The following is a 23186-nucleotide window of genomic DNA, read 5'->3' as shown; positions in this document are numbered from 1 at the left end:
TCGCCGTCACGACCCCAGGACCGTCGTCACGACCCCAGGACCGTCGTCAGGAACTCGCCCACCCACGCCAGCAGTTCCCGTCCGACCAGCGGCTTGCCGCCGATCTTGCCGGTGGTGGGGCGCGGCACCAGGACCTGCTGGGTGGCCGGCTTGATGACCGTGCGCGGGTAGAGCCGCTTGAGGCGCAGCTCTTGCGACTCGCGCAACTCCACGGGGCCGAAGCGGACGTTGGAGCCCTGCAGGGTGATGTCCGCGACACCGCAGGACCGCGCCAGCATCCGGAGTCCGGCGACCAGCAGCAGGTTCTCCACCGGCTCCGGCAGCTTGCCGTAGCGGTCGGTGAGTTCCTCGCGGACGGCGGCGATGTCCTGCTCCGTCGAGGCGGAGGCGATGGAGCGGTACGCCTGGAGGCGCAGCCGCTCGCCGGGCGCGTAGTCGTGCGGAACGTGGGCGTCCACCGGAAGCTCGATCTTGACTTCGAGCGGCGGCTCCTCCTCCACACCGCCCTCCAGGGAGGCGCGGTAGTCGGCCACCGCCTCGCCGACCATACGGACATAGAGGTCGAAGCCGACACCGGCGATATGGCCGGACTGCTCGCCGCCGAGGAGGTTTCCGGCGCCGCGGATCTCCAGGTCCTTCATCGCCACATACATGCCGGCGCCCATCTCCGTGTGCTGGGCGATGGTGGCCAGACGCTCGTGCGCGGTCTCGGTCAGCGGCTTCTCGGGCGGGTAGAGGAAGTAGGCATAGCCGCGGTCGCGGCCCCGGCCGACCCGGCCGCGCAGCTGATGGAGCTGGGAGAGGCCGAAGTTGTCACCGCGCTCGACGATCAGGGTGTTGGCGTTGGAGATGTCGATACCGGATTCGACGATGGTGGTGGAGACCAGGACGTCGAACTTCTTCTCCCAGAAGTCGACGACGACCTGCTCCAGCCGGGACTCGCCCATCTGACCGTGCGCGGTCTGGATACGCGCCTCGGGGACGATCTCCCGCAGCCGCGCGGCGGCACGGTCGATGGACTCCACCCGGTTGTGGATGTAGAAGACCTGGCCCTCACGGAGGAGTTCACGCCGGATCGCCGCGCCGATCTGCTTCTGCTCGTACGGGCCGACGAAGGTCAGGACCGGGTGCCGCTCCTCGGGGGGCGTGGTGATAGTGGACATCTCCCGGATGCCGGTGACCGCCATCTCCAGGGTGCGGGGGATGGGGGTCGCGGACATCGTCAGGACGTCGACATTGGCCCGCAGCTTCTTCAGCTGCTCCTTGTGCTCGACGCCGAACCGCTGTTCCTCGTCGACGATGACCAGGCCCAGGTCCTTGAACTTGGTCTCGGAGGAGAAGAGCCGGTGGGTGCCGATGACCAGGTCGACGGAGCCGTCGCGCAGCCCCTCCAGGACAGCCTTGGCCTCGGTGTCGGTCTGGAAACGGGACAGCGCCCTGACGTTGACCGGGAACTGGCCGTAGCGCTCGGTGAAGGTGCCGTAGTGCTGCTGGACGAGGAGGGTGGTGGGGACCAGGACGGCCACCTGCTTGCCGTCCTGAATCGCCTTGAAGGCCGCCCGGACCGCGATCTCGGTCTTTCCGTAACCGACATCGCCGCAGATCAGCCGGTCCATCGGAACCGACTTCCGCATGTCCTCCTTGACCTCGGCGATGGTGGTGAGCTGATCGGGCGTCTCCACGTACGCGAACGCGTCCTCCAGCTCACGCTGCCAGGGGGTGTCCGGGCCGAAGGAGTGGCCGGGCGCCGCCATCCGCGCGGAGTAGAGCTTGATGAGGTCGGCGGCGATCTCCTTGACGGCCTTCTTCGCGCGCGCCTTGGTCTTCGTCCAGTCGGCGCCGCCGAGCCGGTGCAGCGTCGGCGCCTCGCCGCCCACGTACTTGGTGACCTGCTCCAGCTGGTCGGTGGGGATGTAGAGGCGGTCGCCGGGCTGGCCGCGCTTGGCCGGCGCGTACTCGACGAGGAGGTACTCGCGGGTGGCGCCCTGGACGGTGCGCTGCACCATCTCGATGTAGCGGCCGACGCCGTGCTGCTCGTGGACGATGAAGTCGCCGGCCTGGAGGGTGAGCAGGTCGATCTGCTTACGGCGGCGGGCCGGCATCCGGGCCCCGTCCTTGCCGGCCGCCTTCTGGCCGGTGAGGTCGGTCTCGGTCAGCACGGCCAGCTTGAGCGACGGGTCGATGAAGCCGTTGTCGAGGGAGCCGCAGGCGACATGGACGACGGACGGGCCGATCGCGGTGAGTTCTCCGTCGAACCGGGCGGCGATGCCCTCGCCGCCGAGCACCTCGACGGTACGGGCCGCGGGGCCGTGTGCCTCGGTGACGAACACCGTGCGCCAGCCGTCGGCGAGCCACTGCTTGGTGTCGGCGAGCGCCCGCGCGGTGTCGCCACGGTAGGTGTCGGGGGCGTGCATGCCCAGCTTGAGGGTGTCGCCGTCGAGCTCCGATGACAGCCCCTCGTCCGCGGCACTGTGCTCGATGTCACCGGAGGTGCTGCGCTCGATGTCACCAGAGGTGAACTGACTGACCGACCACCACATCATGCCCAGTTCGCGGGCTCGCTCCCGGACGTCCGCGATGCCCCTCAGGGAGGCCGCGCCCACATCGATCGGCGCCGCCCCGCCGCCGGCGCTCGCGGCCCAGGACGCCTGCAGGAACTCCTGGCTCGTCGCCACCAGGTCGGCGGCCCGCGTGCGCACCCGCTCCGGGTCGCACACCACGGCCATCGACCCCTTGGGCAGCACATCCAGCAGCAGCTCCATCTCGTCGACCAGGACCGGAGCCAGGGACTCCATGCCCTCCACCGCGATGCCCTCGGCGATCTTGCCCAGCAGCTCGCCCAGCTCCGGGTGCTGCTCGGCGAGATCGGCGGCCCGCGTGCGGACGTCCTCGGTCAGCAGCAGCTCCCGGCACGGCGGCGCCCACAGACCGTGCTCGGCGACCTCCAGGGACCGCTGGTCGGCGACCTTGAAGTAGCGGATCTCCTCGACGTCGTCGCCCCAGAACTCGACGCGCAGCGGGTGCTCCTCGGTGGGCGGGAAGACATCGAGGATGCCGCCGCGGACGGCGAACTCACCGCGCTTCTCGACCAGTTCGACGCGCGCGTAGGCGGCCGCCGCCAGCCTGTCGACGATCTCTTCGAGGTCGGCGCTGTCGCCCGTCCGCAGGCTCACCGGCTCCAGCTCGCCCAGCCCCTTGACCTGCGGCTGCAGCACGGAGCGGATGGGGGCGACGACGACGGAGACGGGGCCGGCGCTCGGGTCGTCCTCGCGCGGGTGAGTGAGCCGGCGCAGCACCGCGAGGCGGCGGCCGACGGTGTCCGAGCGCGGCGAGAGACGCTCGTGCGGCAGCGTCTCCCAGGACGGGAACTCCACCACGGAGTGTTCCTCACCGGCCGGCATCAGGGTGCGCAGCGCGGCGGCCAGATCCTCGGCCTCCCGGCCGGTGGCGGTCACCGCGAGGACCGGGCGGCCGGATTCCCGGGCCAGCGCGGCCACCGCGAAGGCGCGGGCGGCGGGCGGGCCCACCAGGTCCACATGCGGCCGGTGGCCGTCGGCCGCGGCCTGCACCGCTTCGGCGAGCGCCGGGTCCCGTACGACGGCGTCGAGCAGACCAGTCAGGCTCATGAAAAAGATTCCGTCCCAGCGAGGAGATCGACGAAAAGATCATCGAGGCGAACAACGCGAACAGCCCGACACGTGGTACGGGCCGGGGTTGCCCACCTTACGCGGCCGCCGACAGCCGGCCGGGCCGGAGCGGGGCGGGCAGGGGGCCGGGGGCGGTTCGGCGGGGGGCGGAGGGCGGTGGTACGGGACCGGCAGGGGCCGGGGCAGGGGCGCCCGCCGCCGTCCCCATTTCCGAGAAATCCGTTCCGCACTCCGACCCCGCATGAAATCGTGCGCGCTACACGGATTTGTGCGCTCCATGGACTTGCGCGCCATGGCATGACGAAGGCGGAGGGGGCCTGGTGAGCGACATCACGAGGGACCGCGACGGCGGCATACGGGCGGGCGGCCGTCGCGGGCCCGTCGTCGCCGCCCTGATGCTCGGTATGGCCCTGGCCGCCCTCGACTCCACGATCATCGCCACCGCCATCCCCCAGATCGTCGGCGATCTCGGCGGCTTCGCCGTCTTCTCCTGGCTCTTCTCCGGCTATCTGCTGGCGGTCACCGTCACCCTGCCCGTCTACGGCAAGCTCTCCGACACCTTCGGGCGCAAGCCCATCCTGATCACCGGCATCGTGCTCTTCCTCGCCGGGTCGCTGGCCTGCGCGGGCGCCTGGAACATGGGCTCCCTCATCGCCTTCCGCGTGCTCCAGGGCCTGGGCGGCGGCGCGCTCCAGGGCACCGTCCAGACCATCGCCGCCGATCTCTACCCGCTGGCGCAACGCCCCAAGATCCAGGCGAAACTCTCCTCGGTCTGGGCCGCCTCGGCGGTCGCCGGGCCGGCGCTCGGCGGACTGCTCGCCGACTACGCCGACTGGCGCTGGATCTTCCTGGTCAACCTGCCGGTGGGCGGAGTGGCACTGTGGCTGATCCTGCGGCACTTCGTCGAGGACAGGACAGACCACGGGGACGCAGCCGAAGACATCGCGGAGGACGGGCAAGGCCCCGGGACCGCCGTCGAGGACGAGCGGAACCCCGGCCCCGCCCGCGCCGCCCGTACACCACGCCCCCGCGTCGACTGGCCCGGCGCACTCGCCATCTTCGCCTGCGGCGGCCTGCTGCTGACCGCCCTCGTACAGGGCGGCGTCGCCTGGCCCTGGCTCTCGGCGCCGTCCCTGCTGCTCCTCGCCGGCAGCGCGCTCTGCGGCGCGGTCACCGTCCTCATCGAACGCCGCGCCGCGGAGCCGATCATCCCCGGCTGGGTCTGGCGCCGCCGCACCATCTCGGCCGTCAATCTCGCCCTCGGCGCCCTGGGCCTGCTGATGGTCGCCCCGACCGTGTTCCTGCCCACCTACGCCCAGTCGGTGCTGGGCCTGGGGCCCGTAGCCGCCGGTTTCGTGCTCTCCGCGATGATCCTGAGCTGGCCGGTCTCGGCCGCCCTGAGCAGCCATGTCTACAACCGCGTCGGCATCCGCACCTGCGCGATGCTCGGCATGGCGATGGCCGCCCTGGTCCTGCTCGCCTTCCCCCTGCTGCCCTACCCGGGCGCCGCCTGGCAGCCCGCCCTGATCATGCTGGTGCTCGGCGCCGCCCTCGGCCTCTTCCAGCTGCCGCTGATCATCGGCGTCCAGTCCTCCGTCGGCTACGCGGAGCGCGGCACCGCCACCGCCTCGATCCTCTTCTGCCGCCAGGTCGGCCAGTCCGTCGGCGCGGCCCTCTTCGGCGCCGTCGCCAACGCCACCCTCAACGACCGCCTCGCGCACGCCCCTTCGGACATCCGCCCCGGCCTGCCGCACGACCTGGACGCGGTCGCCCACGCCCTGGAAGACCCCGGCGCCCTCACCGCCCAGGCCACCGGCTATCTGCGCCGCGCCGTCGACATCACCGTCGACCACGTCCATCTCGGCGCCGCCGCGGCCGCCGCCCTCGCCCTGCTCGCCCTCGCCCTGCTGGCCCCCCGCCGCTTCCCGGTCCACGCGGACGCCCGATCGGGCGGGGAGGGCACGGAGGACCTGGTGCGGGAGACGACGGACCGGGCGCAGGGGGCCGGCCGGGCCGACACATAGGGCGCGGGGTTTCGGCGTTTCGGGGCTGCGGGTTCGCCGACCCGGCGATCCCCGCCCCGCTCACCCGTCCAGCCGCGGCAGCTCCGTCTCCAACGTGTCCTCGTTGTCGGGGTCGACGGGGGCCCTGGTGTCGGCCGGGTCGGGCTCGGGCCGGGGCTCGGGCCGGGGCTCGGGCCGGGGCTCGGGCCGGGGCTCGGGCTGCGCCGCCGCCTGGGACGGTTCCTCCGCCTGCTCCTCGCCCGGTTCGTCGGCCTCGTCCTCGTCCGGCGCCTTGCCCGTGAGCGCCGCCAGGCTGTTGCGTACGTGCGTCATATGGGCCCGTACTTCCGCCTGCTCCTCCTCGTGTTCGCGCAGGATCCGCTCCGTGGCGCGCTCGATGCGTTCCACCTGGACCCGGGCCTGGGCCAGCAGCTCGGCGGCCTGGTCGTCCGCTTCCTCCTGGCAGTGCCGGGCGGCCTCCTCGATCTCCGCCTGGAGGCGCCGGTGGTCGGCCATGACGGCCTCCCCCCGGGCCTCCAGCTCCGCGACGCGCTGCTCCAGCTCCGCCTCCCGGGCGGCGAGCTCCCGCCCGGCCGCCTCCCACTCCTCGGCCTGCCGCTTCTCCTCGTCCTGCCACATCTGCGCGGTGCGCCGCTGCATGTCCTTCAGCTCCGCGGCCGCCTCGCTGCGCCACCGCTCCGCGTCCTGGTTCGCGGCGGCAGCCTCCGAGGCGGCCTCCGCCCACGCCGCCTCCTCGGCCCGCCGCGCCTGCTCCTGCGCCCCGGTCCGCAGCTCCTCCGCCGCCTGGTCCGCCTCGGCCCGTACCTGCCGGGCGTACGCCTCGGCGTCGTCGCCGGCCTTCTCGGCGTCCGCCTCCGCCTCGGTCCGCAGCCGCGTCGCCTCGGCCTCCGCCGTCCTCAGGATCAGCTGCGCCTGCTCGCCGAGCGTGGCGTACGTCTGCGGCGGCAGCTGCGCCGCATGTGCCCGCAGCCTCTCCAACTCCCCCGCCATCTCGTTGCACAGGACGGTCAGCCGCGCGGCGCGCTCCCAGCATGAGTCACGGTCTATTGACAGCCCCTCCACACGACGGTCCACGTCGTCCGGCCGGTAGCCACGCCCTCGTACGGTCTCGAACCCGTGAGGCGAAACCGATGCACTCATCCCTCAAAGCCCCTCTCCGCCGCGCACAGCAGTCGCGCGGGCCCGCACCTGTCCACGCGGTCCCGCACACATCTTTCTGGATAGGCGCGAAGCGGCCCTATCGCGACACTCTGCCCATCTCATCCACCCAGGATGCGTCAAATGCGACCAGAAGTCGGAATCGGCTCAGCAGTTTCGTAACGCCTCGAACAAACCATGTCACCCCGATGTCGTCCCAGCGCAGTACGTCGCCGACGCCGCCCGCACGCACGCCGGGACCCGCGACCGGAAACGGGGCGGCCTCCCCGCCGCGCCGGCACTCTCCACCGGCGACCGGCCCCAGCACCCCAACTCCCCTGCCCCGCACCGTTGTCCGAGGTGCGGCGACCGAGACCGACGCGCCGGAGAACGCGCACCGGCCGGAACGGGCCGAGGAGCCCGCCCCCCCGCCCGGAACCACCTCGTCCACCGCCCGGAACAGCCGCCGCTGCCGCTTCACCCGTCCGGGGACGGCATGGCGCACCCGGACGTACGCAGCCGGACATGGCCGTGGCGCCCGCCCCCTCCCACGGGTCGAGCGCCACGAGCGCCGCACGGCGTCAAAGGTCCTGGCCCGCCGCCCCTACAACAGCCCGTCCCACATCTGCTCCAGCAGCACCGACCACCAGGTCTCCGGCGAACCGAGCGCAGGCGGGTCCAGGGCGACCAGCTGGGCCTGGAAGTCGACGGTCCAGCGGCCCGCCTGCTCAGGCGTCAGCCCGAACCGCAGCCGCCACATCCGCCCCAGCATCGCCAGACAGCGGAGGAACTCCGGCAGCCCGCTGTTCACGAACTGCGGCACGGCCGGCCGGCCGGCCTGCCCCCCGGGCGCCCCCGCCTCCAACGGGACCGCCACGATGTGCGCCGTCCCGTACTGCACACACAGCTGACGGCCGAAGTCATTGCCCATGACGAGATACGAGCCCGCGTCGGCGGCCGGCTGCACACCCCGCTCCGCCGCCAGCTCCGCCAGCGTCGGCACCGGACGGCCCGGCTGCGCCTGCGCCCAGAAGAACGGCGCCAAGTCGACCGGCAGCCCGGCCCACACCAGCATCTGCGCCACCACCTCGGGCACGCCGTGCCGGGAGACCGCCCGCTGATCGAACCGGAAGATCCCCTGCGGACCGAACGCCTGCTCCAGCTCCTGGCCGATGGCCTGCGGCGGCACCGGCGGCACCGGCTGCACCTGCGACGGATGCGGCAACGGCACCCGCACCGGCGCCGGCCGCGCCGGACCGTCCGCGACCTGGTGCAACTCGCCCTGATGCTCGATCAGATGGCGTACGCCCTGCTGCCGCGAGGCATGGTCCCTGCCGTACGCGGCGGTGTGGCTGATGCGCACCTGCGGCCAGTTGTCGCGGACCATCCGCGCGCAGTAGCCACCCGGCAGATCACAGCACTCCAGCTCGGTGTGCAGCTCCAGCACCTGCTGGGGCGGGACGTTCATCGCGCGCAGCTCGTGCAGCAGCTGCCACTCCGGATGCGGGGTGCCGGGCGCTGACCGGCGCACGATCTTCTGCTCCGAGCCGTCCGGGGCGCGATAGCTCAGCACGGCCATGTAGCCGGGGCCCACGGTCGGCTGACCGCTGGGCGCCTGCGGATAGCCGTACGCACCCGGGCCCCCGGGCCCCGGCACTCCGGACGGCGGGCCGGGCTGGCCCGCCGGCACACCGGGCGGCGGCACGCCGGGACCGGCGGACGGCGGCATACCGGGAACGCCGGGGGCACCGGGAACGCCAGGGGCAGCGGGCGCACCGGGGCCGCCCAGCGCCGCGCCGTCGGCGAGCATCGTCGCCGCGGCATGCACACCGCCACCGGGGCCACCACCCGCACCGCCACCGGTGGCATTCGGCGCGGGCGGCGGAGGCGGCGGACCGCCCCGACCGCCCTGGGCCCCCTGACCACCAGACCCACGTCCGCCCGCGGCCGCACCGGACTGGCCGGGCACGCCGGGAGGCGCGGGCGGCGGCGGCACACCGGGCCCACCGGGACCGCCCTGGCCCGCCTGCAGGGACGCGCCGTCGGCGAGCATCGTGGCCGCGGCATGCACACCGCCGGGACCGCCCGCACCACCGGCGCCGTCCGCGCCGGACGACCCGCCGCCGTCCCCGGGACCGTCCACCGCGCTGAGATCCACATCCGCCGCGTCCAGCTGCGAGACCAGCTGCGTCGGTACGTAGCCACCGGCCGGCGCACCCGGCGCACCGGGGCCGGAGGGCGCGACACCGGCCGACGGCTCCGCCTTGCCCGTCTCGGCCTGCGCGCGCTCCGCGGCGTCCGGCCGCCGACCGGCACGGCCCGCGCCGGGGACACCGGGCGCGCTCGGAGGCGGCGGCGGAGCACCGGCACCGGTACCTGACCCACCGGAGCGGCTGGACGTACGGGAGGCACCAGGCGTACCGGTCGCGCTCGGCGGCGGCGGAGGTCCACCGGTGTTTCCGGAGCCACCGGCGCTCCCGGAGCCACCGGCGTTCCCGGCGTTCCCGGGCAGCGAGGAACCGTCGGCCAGCATCGTCGCCGCGGCATGCACACCACCGCCGGCGGGCGGGGCGGGCGGCGGCACCCCCGGGCCGGGAGCGCCCGGCACCGCCCCCTCGGGCGGCGGCACATCGGTGACCGGCGGACCGGACGGCGGCGGCAGATCGGGCAGCCCCTCACCGGCGGGCACGCCAGGCGGCGCGGGCGGCATCGGCGGCGGCGCGGGCAGCGGCCCACCGGGCCGGCCCTGACCCGCCACACCGGCCTGGCCCTCCGGACCGCCCGTCCCCCCGGGACCGTCCGACGACTGGCCGTCCGGCAGATCCAGCGCCGGCGCGAGCTGCGTACGCGGCAACCGGCTTCCCCCCTGCAGCAGTTCGGTCTTCGCCTCCGGCCGAGAGCGCGGCGCCGCCGGAGTGTCGCCCTGCTCGTCCTGTTCGTCGAAACCGGCGAGCGGCGGCGCGAAGACCGTGGCGGGCAGACCCACCGACCGGTCCTCGGCAGCCTCGTCCGCCGTCGTGTCCGCCTCGGCCCACGGCGTCCCACCGGCCGTCCCGGACGCACCGTTAGGCCCCGGCGCCCCGGCCGTGCCGACCTCCCCGGACCCACCACCCCCGGCCTGCACACTGACATCGGCCCAGGCATCCGATGCTGCCGACGGAGCCGCGGAAGCACCGCCCGAAGTCCCCGCAGAAGTCCCCGCACCGGAAGCCACCTCCCCCCGCCGGTCCGGAACCCCCAGCGAATCCGCCGCCTCCTGCAGCCACTCCGGCGGCGTCAGCAAAAACGAGGTCGCCTCCAGATCGATCCGTTGCCGCGGCGGCTCCGCGCCCTGACCGCTCTCCGCCACCGCGCCGTACTCCTCCTCGAACCGCCGGATCACCTCACCCACCGGCAACCCCGGCCACAGCGTCGTCTCCCCGCTGTCCCGCGCGATCACCAGCCGGCTACGGCCACCATCACTGCGCGGACCTCCCAAAGAGCCTTCGGCTCCGGGGGGACCCCCGTCCCGGTCCTCCGCCCACACCACGAAACCCAGGTCGAACTCCCGCACCCGCACCTCACGATGCTGCGGCGCCGGCACCTCACCATTGACCCAGCGCTCCCCGCGCTCCTGCGCCTGCGCAAACGTCACCATCGCGTTCAGCCCCCCACCGGAACGGCCCGCGCGAAGCCACCGTCCACCATCAGGTTCGCCACGGTCTCCAGCTCCGGCGGATTCCCCGCCAGCCGCTGCAAGAAGTCATCGAAATCCGCGCCACACGGCAACAACAGCCGCTCGACCCGCTCCCCCACCGACCAGCCGTCCCGATCCCGCGCATCGTCATACGGACAGAACCACACCGTGCCCAGCGCCGCACCGCGCACCTTCACCGCGACCACCCCACCCTGCACAAACGCCACACCCAGATAGTCCTTGGTGAAGTGATCCCGCAGACACTTGTTCACATAGACCAGATCGTTCACCGCCGCGTCATCACGCACCGTGAAAAACGGCTGATCCACCAGCAGTCCCAGCTCCGCGTCCAACGCCGCACCTGCCGGCGCACACCCACCCGCAGCCTTCAAGAACGCCCGATACGCACCCGGAAGCCGATAGCCCAGCGCCTCCTCGGCCTGCACCACCTGCTCCTCCCCCACCGACAGACCACCCCGCGGCACCCCGAAATGCGCCGGCCGCGTCTCCTGCAACGGCCGCGTACCCCGCTTCTCATGCTCCACAGCCGCCGTCGCCAGACCGCCGTGATGCCGCAACAACGCCTTCACCTCGACCGGCACCAGCTCCATCCGCCGGGTACCCGCCACGTGATGCCACGTCCAGCCGTGCGGCGTCGCCACCGACGGCACATCTATCCACAGCTCATGCCCCTGCGCATGCAGCGCCGCATTCGCCGACACATAGTCCGTCAGCCGCAGCTCATCGACACCGAAACCCTCCGGCGGCTCGGCGATCTCCGCCGCCGCCCGCGCATACGGCGAAAAATCCGGGAAACCATTCCCGTCCACCCGCACCCCCGCGGGAAACCGCGAAGCACGGACCGGATCCGGGAAATGCACGACCTGCGCGGCATAGGCCACATTCGGTGGCGCGGCATGCTGCTGCCCGAGCCGACCTGTCGTCATCGCGGATGCCCCCTGGCTGATGCTGGCGTTTGGGGCACAGCCTATGCCGTGCCGCAATACCATCCCGTGCCCCCACCCGGCCGACGTCAGCCCGCCGACACACCACTGTCACCCCCACGGCCCACCATCCCACCGCCCGCACAGCACCCCGCCGACCAGCCCCGTTCCGCCCCCATCCGACGATCTGTCACCTTCTGGTGACATCCCCGACAGTCCGGCCGACTACCGCAACGCCCAGCACCTTTGGCAGGCTGATCTCCCCCACCTTCGCGGGGGGACCCCCGGCTGCACGGGGATCGCAGGGAGGGAAAGCACCGAGTGAGCACCACCGCACACCACACCACCGCCAAAGGCGACCCCCGCATCGGCTGGAGCGGCACCACCGGCACCGACCACGCCCCCACCCTCCGCCACCGCCGCGACGGCATCCTCCCCACCGTCGGCGCGGCTCTCTCCGTCCGCGGCCGCACCCTCACCTGCACCGCCAGCAAGGCAGAACAACCCCCCGTCCTCCACCCCCTCGTCCAGGACTTCCTCGACACCCTCGCCACCGCACAGCGCGAACGCTTCACCGGACGCTGCCCCGAAGCCGTCCTCCTCTCCCGCCACCTCACCGCCGTCGAGGCCAACCGCTCCAAACGCGCCTCCCGCAAGCCCCTCACCAACGGCGAGGCCCGCCGCTCCCTGAAACACTCCAAGATCACCGCACGTCACATCCGCGAGGACGGCGACCCACAACACGGCAGCTACGCACCACCCTGCCGCTCCTGCGACGCGCTCCTCGCCCACTTCGGCGTCCTGCCCATCGGCGACACGACGCCCACAGGGAGCTGACCGCCACCATGCCGCCCGCCACCCGCGACCGCGCCGGATCCACCCGCTTCCCCGCCGCCGTCGACGTCGCCCTCCAGGAAGCCGGCTGGGAACCCGGACGCTGGGACATGAAGCAGGCAGAGCACTGGGCCGACACCCTCCGCGCCCACGCCTCCCCAGCAGGCCACCGCCACAGCGTCTTCCCCGCCGCCGTCGAAGCCTGGGCAGAGTTCGGCGGACTCCACATCACCGGCCCCGGCCCCGGCCGCCACATCGCCCCCACCCCCTTCGTCCTCAACCCCCTCCACGGCCTCCACCTCGCCCGCACCCTCGGCGACCTCGGCCGCGCCCTGGACACCGACGTCGCCCCGCTCGGCCAGGAAGAAATCACCACCGGCAACGGCACCGCCTTCGGCCAGGCCGCCCTCGCCATCGACACCGAAGGACGCGTCTACAGCCTCGACCACACCGGCGACTGGTACCTCGGCGCAGACATCGACCATGCCCTCGGCACACTGGTCCTGGGGGCACAGCCGAGCCGACTGGTGGTGTCGGCCGACTGAGGCGGCGGGGGCGGTAAGCGGGGCGCGGTAGGCGGGGCGGTAAGCGGGCCTGCGCGGACGAGCTCCGGCGGGGACGGGCCGTCCGTCGGAAGGGGCAGCGGGCTCCGGTAGGGGCGGCAGCCCCCGGCGGGGACAGGTCGTCCGCGTCGGCAGAGGTCAGCGACCTCCGGCGGGTCTCAGCACCTCAAGGCTGACCGTGGCCATCGAGGGAAATCAGCCCGTCGGTGGCCGGGCAGGGGCAGGCGGCAGCCTGTCGGTGTCCCACGACGGGGACAGCCCGCAGGCGCCCGGCAACCGGAGGCCACCCGCAGCCACACCAGCAGCCCGTCGGTGCCCTACGGCGGGACCGGTGCCCTACGGCAAGGACCAGCCCGCAGACACACCCGACAACCGGAGCCCACCCGCAGTCACCCCAGCCGCGCCCGGCCTCACCCCGCCGGAACGGCCGCCGGAACCACCGCCGACACCCGGAAGCCCCCCGCCTCCGTCGGCCCCGACACAAACACGCCCCCCAGCGCCGTCACCCGCTCCCGCATCCCCACCAGACCATTCCCCCCACTCGGCAACCCCACATCCGCCGCACCCCGCTCCGACGGACCGTTCTCCACCTGAACCGCCACCTCACCGGCCCGATGCGCCAACCGCACCTGCGCCCGCGCACCCGGCGCATGCTTGTGCACATTCGTCAGCGCCTCCTGCACCACCCGGTACACGGTCCGCTGCACCCGCGGCGCATAACCACACACCACCCCGTCACCGGCCTCCCCGTCCGGACCCTCGACCGACAGCTCCACCGCCATCCCGGCCACCCGGGACTGCCCCACCAGCTCCCGCAGCTCCGCCAGCCCCGGCCCCTCCACATCCGACTCCCCGGCCCCCGAGGCCGACACCGACGCCCCGGCCGACGAAACCTCCGCCCCCGACTCCGACCCCACAGCCATCGCCCCTGACGCCGCCACCTGCGACGCCACCGCCGCCAACCGCTCCGGCTCATCCGCACCAGCAGCACCACGCACCGCCGCCCCCTCAGCCGTACGCAACACCCCCAGCATCTCCCGCAGCTCCGTCAGCGCCTGCCGCCCCATATCCCCGACCAACGCCGCGTTCTTCGACGCCTTCTCCGGATCCTTCAACGCCACCGCCTGCAGCGCCGCCGCATGCACCACCATCAAACTCACCCGGTGCGCCACCACATCGTGCATCTCCCGCGCGATCCGCGTCCGCTCCTCGTTACGAGCCCACTCCGCCCGCTCCTCGGCCCGGTCCGCCAACAGCGACAGCTCCCGCTCCAGACCGTCCGCCCGCTCCCGCAACGACTCCACCAGCCGCCGCCGCGCGCCGACGTACATACCCCACAACACCGGCGGCGCCGTCAGCACCAGCGCCACCGCCAGCGCCATCGCCGGCACAAACCACACCGGCGGGGTGAAGTCCTCGTCCGCCACCACGTCCTGCCGCATGCTGAGAAACGTCGTGGTCAACGTCCCGACAACGGTCATCCCCGCCAGCAACGCCGTCACCCGACGCGGCACATCCGAGGCGGCGAGCGTGTAAAGCCCCACCACACTCAGCAGCAAGCCCATCTCCGCAGGCATCACCGCTATCGAAACCAGCACCACCACGATCGGCCACCGCCGACGCACCAGCAGCACCGGCCCGACCACCAGGCCGAGCAACATCCCGATCAGCTCCGGCAGCCCCGCCTGATCCGCGAAGCGCGAACCCTCGAGCACACACTCCGCCGCCGAAACGGCCGCCAAAAACACGTCCAGCACGGCACTACGCCGCCGGGCCCACCACCACGGCCCACTCACGGGCGCACCCCGCGCGCCCGCACCTTCACTTGCCCCCGTTGCGGTCATAACGACCAGCCTACGGGCGCCCCCACCCGTTCCTCAGCCCCGCACCCCAGCACACCTCAGGCCCGTTACGTGCCCTCACCTGCGAAAATCCCTCGAACTATTGAATCGACCACATTTTCGCCACATCCGCACAGGCGAGCACGACAGCCTGTTCCATGACGTACACACAGCGCCATCACGCCCACCCCGACCACGAGCCCTTACGCTCCCAAGCCGTCACCCTCCGCCGCGCCGACCTCAGCAGGCGCCGGATCCGCGACCGGCTCGGCACAGCACTCGGCGACGCCACCCTGACCCGCCTACCGGAAGGGGAGCCGCCCCTGAGTGGACGAAGCGCCCCAACGCCAAGGACGACCTCCGCGAGAAGGCCCGCGAGCCGCGCAAACTAGGGCGGACCTACGACGAGATCGTGGCAGAGCTCGGAGTCTCCAAGGGCTCGGCCCCCCCTCTGGGGCCGCGACCCGCCCAAGCCCAGTCCGATGAAGCCCTCCACCAGATGCGCGAGGCCCGCTGGGCGCCGTATCGCGAAACCCGAGATCGCCAGACTCCCGAAGACCACCCGCAAGAACACAGGCGGGGGGTACCACGGCTGTCTCGTTATCCGGGTGCTACAAAGTGCAGAGCTATACCGTCGCATCGAAGGCTGGTGGTACGGCATAGTGTTGGGTGCCAGGCGGCCAGACTGACGCAATGTCCGGTTTAAACCGCTTTACTATCCCCTGTGGTGTAATTGGCAGCACTGAGGCTTTTGGTGCCTTATGTCCGGGTTCGAGTCCTGGCGGGGGAGCCTGCCACAACAGAGCAAAAGTTCGGGTCCTGATCACAAGGTCAGGACCCGCCCGCGTTTCACCTTCAATACGCCCCGGTATCCTTCGGGTGTCCACCACCCGAAGAAGCCAAGAAGCCGAAGGGCATCCCCGTGAGCGCCAATCGCCCGGCCGCCGTCGTCGTTCTCGCAGCGGGGGAGGGGACCCGCATGAAGTCGGCGACCCCGAAGGTCCTGCATGCGATCTGCGGCCGTTCCCTCGTCGGACATGTCGTCGCCGCCTCCCGTGAGCTGGATCCCGAGCACCTCGTGGTGGTCGTGGGCCATGCCCGTGATCAGGTGCAGGCGCATCTCGCCGAGATCGATCCGGCCGTCCGCACCGCCGTGCAGTACGAGCAGAACGGCACCGGCCACGCCGTCCGTATGGGCCTCGAGGAGCTGAGCGGCAGCGACGTCGCGCTCGACGGCACGGTCGTCGTGGTCTGTGGTGACACCCCGCTCCTGACCGGTGAGACGCTGCGGAAGCTGAGCGATACGCACGCGGCGGACGGGAATGCCGTGACGGTGCTGTCGGCGGAGGTGCCGGATGCGACGGGCTACGGCCGCATCATCCGGGACGAGGCGTCCGGCGCGGTCAAGGAGATCGTCGAGCACAAGGACGCGTCCGCGGCACAGCGGGCGGTCCGGGAGATCAATTCGGGGGTCTTCGCCTTCGACGCCCGGCTGCTGGTGGATGCGCTGGGGAAGGTGCGTACGGATAACAGCCAGGGTGAGGAGTACCTCACCGATGTGCTGGGGATTTTGCGTGCGGCGGGGCATCGGGTGGGTGCGGCTGTAACGGCGGATCATCGGGAGATTTTGGGGATCAATAACCGGGTGCAGTTGGCGGAGGCGCGTCGGCTGCTGAATGAGCGGTTGTTGAATGCGGCGATGCTTTCCGGTGTGACGGTGGTGGATCCGGCGACGACGTGGGTTGATGTGTCGGTGTCGTTTGACCCGGATGTGACGGTGTTGCCGGGTTCGCAGCTGGTGGGCTCGACGCATGTGGCTTCCGGTGCCGAGGTGGGGCCGAATTCGCGGTTGACGGATACGTCGGTGGGTGCGGGTGCTTCGGTGTCTTTCACGGTTGCGGAGGGCGCGAGGATCGGGCCGGGGGCGGCTGTGGGGCCGTATGCGTATCTGCGTCCGGGGACGGATCTGGGGCCGGGCGCAAAGGCCGGTGCGTATGTGGAGATGAAGAACGCGCAGGTCGGTGAGGGGACGAAGGTGCCGCATCTGTCGTATGTGGGGGATGCGACGATCGGTGAGTTCACCAACATCGGCGCGGCGAGCGTGTTTGTGAATTACGACGGTGAGGCGAAGCATCACACGACGGTCGGGTCACATTGCCGGACCGGGTCGGACAATATGTTTGTGGCTCCTGTCACGATCGGGGATGGCGCGTACACGGCGGCCGGCTCGGTCATCACCAAGGATGTGCCCCCGGGTTCGTTGGCGGTCGCGCGTGGCCAGCAGCGGAATATCGAGGGTTGGGTCGCGCGTAAGCGGCCTGGAAGTGCCGCCGCGCAGGCTGCTGCGGCTGCCCGCGAGGAGTCCGAGGGCGAGCGGTGATCGTGCAAGGGTGCGTTGTGTGCGGCGTACCGTGTTGAACGCAGGCGAACTGTGATTCGAGGAGATTTGCTGTGACCGGGATCAAGACGACCGGCGAGAAGAAGCTGATGCTCTTCTCCGGCCGCGCCCACCCCGAGCTGGCGGAGGAGGTCGCGCATCAGCTGGGTGTGGGGCTGGTCCCGACGAAGGCTTTTGACTTCGCCAATGGTGAGATTTATGTCCGGTATCAGGAGTCGGCGCGTGGTGCGGACTGCTTTTTGATTCAGAGCCATACGGCTCCGATCAATAAGTGGATCATGGAACAGCTGATCATGATTGATGCGCTGAAGCGGGCTTCGGCCCGGAGCATCACGGTGATCGTTCCATTCTACGGTTATGCGCGTCAGGACAAGAAGCACCGTGGTCGTGAGCCGATTTCGGCGCGGCTGATCGCGGATCTGATGAAGACGGCGGGTGCGGACCGTGTGGTGACGGTCGATCTGCACACGGACCAGATCATGGGCTTCTTCGACGGTCCGGTGGATCATCTTTTCGCGCTTCCGGTGCTCGCGGATTATGTGGGCGCGAAGGTGGATCGCGACAAGCTCACGGTGGTTTCTCCGGATGCGGGCCGGGTGCGGGTCGCGGACCGCTGGTGTGACCGGCTGGGTGCTCCGCTGGCGATTGTCCACAAGCGGCGGGACAAGGACGTGGCCAATCAGGTCACCGTTCATGAGGTGGTCGGTGATGTGCGGGGCCGGGTGTGTGTTCTGGTCGACGACATGATCGACACCGGTGGCACGATTTGTGCTGCGGCGGAGGCCTTGTTCGCCAATGGGGCGGAGGATGTCATCGTGACGGCGACGCATGGTGTGCTGTCCGGTCCGGCTGCGGATCGGCTGAAGAATTCCAAGGTCAGTGAGTTCGTCTTTACGAATACTCTGCCCACGCCGTCCGAGCTGGAGCTGGACAAGATCACGGTGTTGTCGATGGCGCCGACGATCGCGCGGGCGATCCGTGAGGTGTTCGAGGACGGTTCGGTGACGAGTCTCTTCGACGAGCAGTGAGCGTTCTGTCGCGTCGGCTGATCGGCCTGACAGATCGGCCCGACTGATCGAACTGACCGTCGGCTTGGCTGGTCGGCCTCGGCCGGCTGATCGGCCCGGCTGGTTGATCGACTTGGGGGCGGCCTTCCCGCCGGGTAGACTCACGGAGTTGCTCGGCGAGGGAGGCCGCACTGTTGTGTGCGGCGGTCCGTTATCGACGCGCTCTTCGTAGCTGGTCTGTCGTGGGCCGGGTGACGCCCGCCGGATCGTTTCTGAGTTACGAGGAGTGCTGTTATGGCTGAGGTCAAGCTTGCCGCTGAGCTGCGTACGGATTTCGGTAAGGGCGCAGCCCGCCGTATCCGTCGTGAGGAGAAGGTCCCGGCCGTTGTCTACGGTCACGGTGCTGACCCGCAGCATGTCGCGGTGGACAGCCACGCGCTGATGATGGCGCTGAAGACCCCGAACGCGCTGATCCGTCTGGACTTCGACGGCAAGACCGAGCTGGTCATTCCGAAGGCCGTGCAGCGTGAGGCGATTCGTAGGTTCCTGGTGCATGTGGACTTCCTGGCCGTCAAGAAGGGTGAGACGGTCGGCGTCGAGCTGCCGATCCAGACCGAGGGCGACCTGGCTCCGGGCGGCAATCTGCTGGAGTACGCGCTGAACACGCTGCCGGTCGAGGCGGAGGCGACGCACATCCCGGAGTCGGTGACGGTTTCCATCGCGGGTCTGGACGCCGGTCAGTCGGTGCTGGCCAAGGACGTCTCGCTGCCGTCCGGTGTGTCGCTGGCCGTCGAGGAGGACGCGGTCGTCCTGCAGGTCGTGGCGGCGCAGGCGGAGGCTCCGGCCGAGGGTGCCGCCGAGGGTGCGGGTGAAGAGGCCGGCGCCTGATTTCCCTTTCCGGGGTGGGCGCTGGTTGCCGGCGTGCCCCGGGTGTTGTTCTGTGACCGTCGTCCCGCGCTGTTGGCGTGGGGCGACGGTCTCGCCGTTGAAGGAGCTTGCAGATGACGGATGCGGGCAGCCCGTGGCTGGTCGTGGGGCTGGGGAATCCTGGTCCGGAGTACGCCGGTAATCGGCACAATGTGGGTTTCATGGTTGCCGATCTTCTTGCCGGGCGGATGGGTGCGCGTTTCAAGGCGCATAAGGCGCGGGCGCAGGTGGTGGAGGGGCGGATCGGTCCTCCGGGGCCGGCGAGTCGTCGGGTGGTGGTGGCGAAGCCGAGGTCTTTCATGAATCTGTCGGGTGGGCCGACGACGGCGTTGCGGGATTTCTACAAGGTGCCGACCGCCAACATCATCGCCGTTCACGATGAGTTGGATATCGATTACGGCGTGCTGCGGCTGAAGCTGGGGGGCGGTGACAACGGCCATAACGGTCTGAAGTCGATCACGAAGTCGTTGGGGGCGGATTATCACCGGGTGCGGTTCGGGATCGGGCGGCCGCCGGGACGTATGCCGGTGGCGGACTTTGTGCTGAGGGATTTTTCGTCGGCGGAGCGCAAGGAGCTGGATTACTTCGTGGACCGTGCGTCGGATGCGGTGGAGGCATTGGTGCTGGAGGGACTGGAGAGGGCTCAGAGCACGTACAACACGTGATGGGGACAGGGCTGGTCAGGGCTGACGAATGGGCTGTCCGAGGTTGACCGGGTGCGGTGGGATGGCCAAGGATCGCGGCCATGGCCAGTAGTAGTACGCGTACCCGTTCGGTGAAACGCAGCCGTGTCCGGCGGGTTGGTGAGAGCGCTTTCGGTGCGTTGCTTGTCGCCCGGATCGTGTTGATGGGGCTGCTGGCTTTGCTTTTGCTGGCCGGTGGAGTGTGGACGTCGTGGAATACGGCGCAGTACGCGATGCTCGTGAAGGTGCGGGAGCGCGGCACGATGACGGTCGCGGCGTGTGGTGAGGACCGGTGTACGGGCCCGTATGTGCCGACTGCGGGGGGTGGGGAGCGGCGGGCGAAGGTGTCGCTCGTGGAGTCGGTGGCGCCGGCCGAGGGTGAACGGGTCGAGGTGACGGTGGAGCCGGGGACGACGCGTGCGGTGCGTGTGGGGCCGGCCGGGATTTTGCTTGCGTGGGTGCCGTTTGCGGGGTCGTTGTTGTTGGCGGCGTTGGTGGTGGCGGGGGGTATGCGGTTTCGGCGTACGGCGTGGGTGATCGGGTTGCTGGGTGCTGCGTTGTTGGGAGCGGCGTTCGTGGCGCTGTAGGGCTTCTGGTGCCGACCTGCCTCCTGGTGCCGATCACCCTGCCTTCTGATGCCGATCATCCCGCCTTTTCTGGCGCCTATGACGACGGCCCGCCTCTTCCGGTGAAGGGGCGGGCCGTCGTCGTGTGCCGGGGCGGGGTCAGCCGGTGTTGCGGAGGCCGGCTGCTACACCGTTGACGGTGAGGAGCAGGGCGCGGGCGAGCACCGGGTCTGATTCCTCGCCGCGTTCGGCGGCGGTGCGCTGGCGGTGCAGCAGGGAGACCTGGAGGTAGGAGATCGGGTCGAGGTAGGCGTCGCGGATGTGGAAGGTCTGCTTGAGGACCGGGTTGGAGTCGAGGAGTTCGGTCTCTCCGGTGATGCGCAGGACTTCGGCGACGGTGAGCTCGTGCTCGGTCCTGATGACGTCGAAGACGTGCTTGAGGTGGTCGGGGACGAGGGTGTCGACGTAGTGCTGGGCGATCCGCAGGTCGGTCTTGGCCAGTGTCATTTCGACGTTGGACAGGAAGTTGCGGAAGAAGTGCCAGTGCTCGTGCATCTCGTCCAGGACGGAGTCCAGGCCGGCCTCGCGGGCGGCCTTGAGTCCGGTGCCGACGCCGAACCAGCCGGGGACGATCTGGCGGGACTGGGTCCAACCGAAGACCCAGGGGATGGCGCGGAGGCCGTCGAGGCCGGCGCCGGAGTCCGGGCGGCGGGAGGGGCGTGAGCCCAGGTGGAGTTCGGCGAGCTGGTCGACGGGGGTGGAGGCGAAGAAGTAGGCGGGCAGGTCGGGGTCTTCGACGAGGCGGCGGTAGGCGCCGTGGGCGGCGTCGGAGACGGTCGCCATGGCGGCGTCCCAGCGGGCGAGGGCCTCGTCGGACTGGCGGGGCGCGGTGTGCAGGGCGGATGCCTGCAGGGTGGCGGCGACCGTCAGTTCCAGGTTTTCCCGGGCCAGGGACGGCACCAGGTACTTGTCGGAGATGACCTCGCCCTGTTCGGTGACCTTGATCTCGCCTTCCAGTGTTCCGTAGGGCTGGGCGAGGATCGCGTCGTGGGAGGGGCCGCCGCCGCGGCCGACGGTGCCGCCGCGGCCGTGGAAGAGGCGCAGTCGGACGCCGTGCCGGTGGGCGACGTCGCGGAGCAGGCGCTGGGCGCGGTGGATCTCCCACTGGGAGGTGGTGATGCCGCCGAACTTGGAGGAGTCGGAGTAGCCGAGCATGACTTCCTGGACGTCGCCGCGGAGGGCGACCAGGCGCCGGTAGGAGGGGTCGGCGAGCATTTCGTCGAGGAGCTGGTCGGCGATCCTGAGTTCGTCGGTGGTTTCCAGGAGCGGGACGATGCCGATCTTGGCCCAGCCGGCGTGCAGGTCGATCAGTCCGGCCTCGCGGGCGAGGACGGCGGCGGCGAGGACGTCGTCGGAGCCCTGGCACATGGAGATGATGTAGGACTCGATGACCTCGGGTCCGAAGGTTTCCTTGGCCTTCAGGATGGTGCGGAAGACGCCGAGGGTCTTGGCTCCGGCGTCGTCGAGGGGGGCCGGGGTGGGGGCGAGGGGGCGGCGGGAGCGGAGTTCCTTGGCGAGGAGCTTGCGGCGGTAGTCGCGCGGCATGTCGACGTAGCGCCAGGATTCCTCGCCGAGGCGGTCGAAGAGCTGGCCGAGGGCGTGGTGGTGCGCGTCGGCGTGCTCGCGGATGTCCATGGTGGCGAGCTGCAGGCCGAAGGCGGCGATGGTGCGGATGGTGCGTTCGAGGCGGCCGTCGGCGACGAGGCCGCCGCGGTGTTCGCGCAGTGAGGTCTGGATGAGGGTGAGGTCGTCGAGGAGCTCCGCGGTGCCGAGGTAGTCGCGGCCGGGGACGTGGGGGGTGTCGGCGGCGAGGCGTTCGCGGGTGTTGACGAGCTTCTGGCGGATGCAGGTGGCCTTGAGGCGGTAGGGCTCCTCGGAGTTCAGGCGCTTGTAGCGGGGGCTGATCTCGGGGAGGAGCTCCAGGTCGTGCTGGAGGGAGGCGAGCAGCTCGTCCGTCGCGCCGCAGTTGCGGATCGAGTTGGACAGGGCGCCGCGGAGTTCGTCGATGTGTTCGAGGGCGTCGGTGATGCCGTGTTCGTGCTGGAGGATCAGGACGTCCCAGGTGACCTGGGGGGTGACGTTGGGGTTGCCGTCGCGGTCGCCGCCGATCCAGGTGCCGAAGGTGAGCGGGCGGGTGCCGGGGGGCAGTGGAGTGCCGGCCCGTTCCAGTTCGGCGGCGAGGTCTTCGAGGACGTCGCCGACGGCGCCGCGGCCCAGTTCGTCGAGGTAGTAGATGGCGTTGCGGGCCTCGTCGGTGGGCTCGGGGCGGACCACGCGCAGTTCGTCGGTCTGCCAGATGAGGTCGATGTTCTCGGCGAGGCGCAGGTCGGCGCGGCGGCGCTCGCCGGCGTCGGTGCGCTCCAGCAGTTCGGCGATCTTGCGGAGCTTGGTGAGGACGGAGCGGCGGGCGGCTTCGGTGGGGTGGGCCGTGAAGACGGGCCGTACACCCAGGTGGCGGGCGGTTTCGTGGAGGTGCTTGGGATCGGCGTCCTTGAGCATGTCGGCGGTGCGGGCGAGGATGCCGCCTTCGGCGGAGCGCTTGGTGCGCAGTTCGCGGCCGCGGTGGACCTGCTCGGTGACGTTGGCGAGGTGGAAGTACGTGGAGAAGGCGCGTACCAGCTTGGCGGCGGTGGCCAGGTCCGTGTCGCCGACGAGGCGGGCGGCGGCTTCGCCGTCGGTCCGGGTCAGGGCGCGGACCCGCTCGACGAGGTCGAGGAGGTCCGGTCCCTCCTGCCGGACGAGAGTTTCGCCGAGGAGGTCGCCGAGGCGGCGGATGTCGGCGCGCAGCGCGACGTTGGTCGCGGCGCTTTCGGTCTTCTCGGTGGACGCGAGCTCGGCGGGGGTGTTGTCGGCACTGCTCACAGGTGCTGCTCCTTGCA

Annotated in this window: 14 protein-coding genes, 1 tRNA gene and 1 pseudogene; 10 read left to right on the top strand and 6 right to left on the bottom strand. The window is 70.9% G+C overall.

Translation table 11 applies throughout. The annotated features are described in order from the left end of the window. Positions 1-26: 26 nt before the first annotated feature. Positions 27-3626: a transcription-repair coupling factor gene (gene mfd / locus K9S39_RS26815; protein WP_248865862.1), complete on the bottom strand. Its 3600-nt coding sequence runs from the start codon at positions 3624-3626 to the stop codon at positions 27-29. Between the two features lie 416 nt (positions 3627-4042). On the opposite strand from mfd, the gene K9S39_RS26810 reads away from it, so the two are divergent. Next, the gene (locus K9S39_RS26810) at positions 4043-5671 is read left to right on the top strand and encodes an MFS transporter (protein ID WP_248868979.1); all 1629 of its coding nucleotides are present in this window, start codon (positions 4043-4045) and stop codon (positions 5669-5671) included. 60 nt (positions 5672-5731) lie between these two features. Here K9S39_RS26810 and K9S39_RS26805 read toward each other — a convergent pair whose 3' ends face one another. The 3 genes from K9S39_RS26805 to K9S39_RS26795 all read right to left on the bottom strand — a co-directional run bounded on the left by K9S39_RS26805 (position 5732) and on the right by K9S39_RS26795 (position 11431). After that, the gene (locus K9S39_RS26805; protein ID WP_248865861.1) at positions 5732-6811 is read right to left on the bottom strand and encodes a coiled-coil domain-containing protein; all 1080 of its coding nucleotides are present in this window, start codon (positions 6809-6811) and stop codon (positions 5732-5734) included. 601 nt (positions 6812-7412) lie between these two features. Beyond that, the gene (locus K9S39_RS26800) at positions 7413-10445 is read right to left on the bottom strand and encodes an SUKH-4 family immunity protein (RefSeq protein ID WP_248865860.1); all 3033 of its coding nucleotides are present in this window, start codon (positions 10443-10445) and stop codon (positions 7413-7415) included. A 5-nt stretch (positions 10446-10450) separates the two neighbouring features. Next, the gene (locus tag K9S39_RS26795) at positions 10451-11431 is read right to left on the bottom strand and encodes an SMI1/KNR4 family protein (RefSeq protein ID WP_248865859.1); all 981 of its coding nucleotides are present in this window, start codon (positions 11429-11431) and stop codon (positions 10451-10453) included. A 318-nt stretch (positions 11432-11749) separates the two neighbouring features. On the opposite strand from K9S39_RS26795, the gene K9S39_RS26790 reads away from it, so the two are divergent. Together K9S39_RS26790 and K9S39_RS26785 are read left to right on the top strand one after the other, a co-directional pair. Further along, complete coding sequence (locus K9S39_RS26790) at positions 11750-12265, top strand: YwqJ-related putative deaminase (protein WP_248865858.1); 516 nt, start codon at positions 11750-11752, stop codon at positions 12263-12265. Between the two features lie 8 nt (positions 12266-12273). Then, entirely contained in the window at positions 12274-12807 is a 534-nt protein-coding gene (locus K9S39_RS26785; RefSeq protein ID WP_248865857.1) for an SUKH-3 domain-containing protein, read from the top strand. 428 nt (positions 12808-13235) lie between these two features. Here K9S39_RS26785 and K9S39_RS26780 read toward each other — a convergent pair whose 3' ends face one another. Then, complete coding sequence (locus tag K9S39_RS26780) at positions 13236-14669, bottom strand: sensor histidine kinase (protein WP_248865856.1); 1434 nt, start codon at positions 14667-14669, stop codon at positions 13236-13238. Between the two features lie 155 nt (positions 14670-14824). Between K9S39_RS26780 and K9S39_RS26775 the strand changes: the two are divergent. The 7 genes and pseudogenes from K9S39_RS26775 to K9S39_RS26745 all read left to right on the top strand — a co-directional run bounded on the left by K9S39_RS26775 (position 14825) and on the right by K9S39_RS26745 (position 20268). Further along, a pseudogene (locus K9S39_RS26775) lies at positions 14825-15355 on the top strand (hypothetical protein). Between the two features lie 29 nt (positions 15356-15384). Then, positions 15385-15456: transfer RNA gene (locus K9S39_RS26770), tRNA-Gln, on the top strand. 132 nt (positions 15457-15588) lie between these two features. Further along, complete coding sequence (glmU, locus tag K9S39_RS26765; RefSeq protein ID WP_319949583.1) at positions 15589-17046, top strand: bifunctional UDP-N-acetylglucosamine diphosphorylase/glucosamine-1-phosphate N-acetyltransferase GlmU; 1458 nt, start codon at positions 15589-15591, stop codon at positions 17044-17046. A gap of 71 nt (positions 17047-17117) precedes the next feature. Continuing rightward, positions 17118-18092 (top strand): ribose-phosphate diphosphokinase, encoded by a 975-nt coding sequence (locus K9S39_RS26760; RefSeq protein WP_248865854.1) that lies wholly within the window; start codon positions 17118-17120, stop codon positions 18090-18092. Between the two features lie 273 nt (positions 18093-18365). Next, the gene (locus K9S39_RS26755) at positions 18366-18959 is read left to right on the top strand and encodes a 50S ribosomal protein L25/general stress protein Ctc (RefSeq protein ID WP_248865853.1); all 594 of its coding nucleotides are present in this window, start codon (positions 18366-18368) and stop codon (positions 18957-18959) included. 113 nt (positions 18960-19072) lie between these two features. Beyond that, positions 19073-19663 carry an aminoacyl-tRNA hydrolase gene (gene pth, locus K9S39_RS26750; protein ID WP_248865852.1) on the top strand — a complete coding sequence of 197 codons (591 nt, stop codon included), beginning with the start codon at positions 19073-19075 and terminating at the stop codon, positions 19661-19663. Between the two features lie 80 nt (positions 19664-19743). Beyond that, the gene (locus tag K9S39_RS26745) at positions 19744-20268 is read left to right on the top strand and encodes a hypothetical protein (RefSeq protein WP_248865851.1); all 525 of its coding nucleotides are present in this window, start codon (positions 19744-19746) and stop codon (positions 20266-20268) included. Between the two features lie 138 nt (positions 20269-20406). Here K9S39_RS26745 and ppc read toward each other — a convergent pair whose 3' ends face one another. Beyond that, a complete protein-coding gene (gene ppc, locus K9S39_RS26740) occupies positions 20407-23169 on the bottom strand; it encodes a phosphoenolpyruvate carboxylase (RefSeq protein WP_248865850.1) in 2763 nt (920 codons plus the stop codon). Between the last annotated feature and the right edge of the window lie 17 nt (positions 23170-23186).

The organism is Streptomyces halobius (assembly GCF_023277745.1).
GTDB classification, from domain to species: Bacteria; Actinomycetota; Actinomycetes; order Streptomycetales; family Streptomycetaceae; genus Streptomyces; species Streptomyces halobius.
Note: the sequence above shows the minus strand (reverse complement) of the source record. Positions and strands in the feature narration are given on the sequence as shown.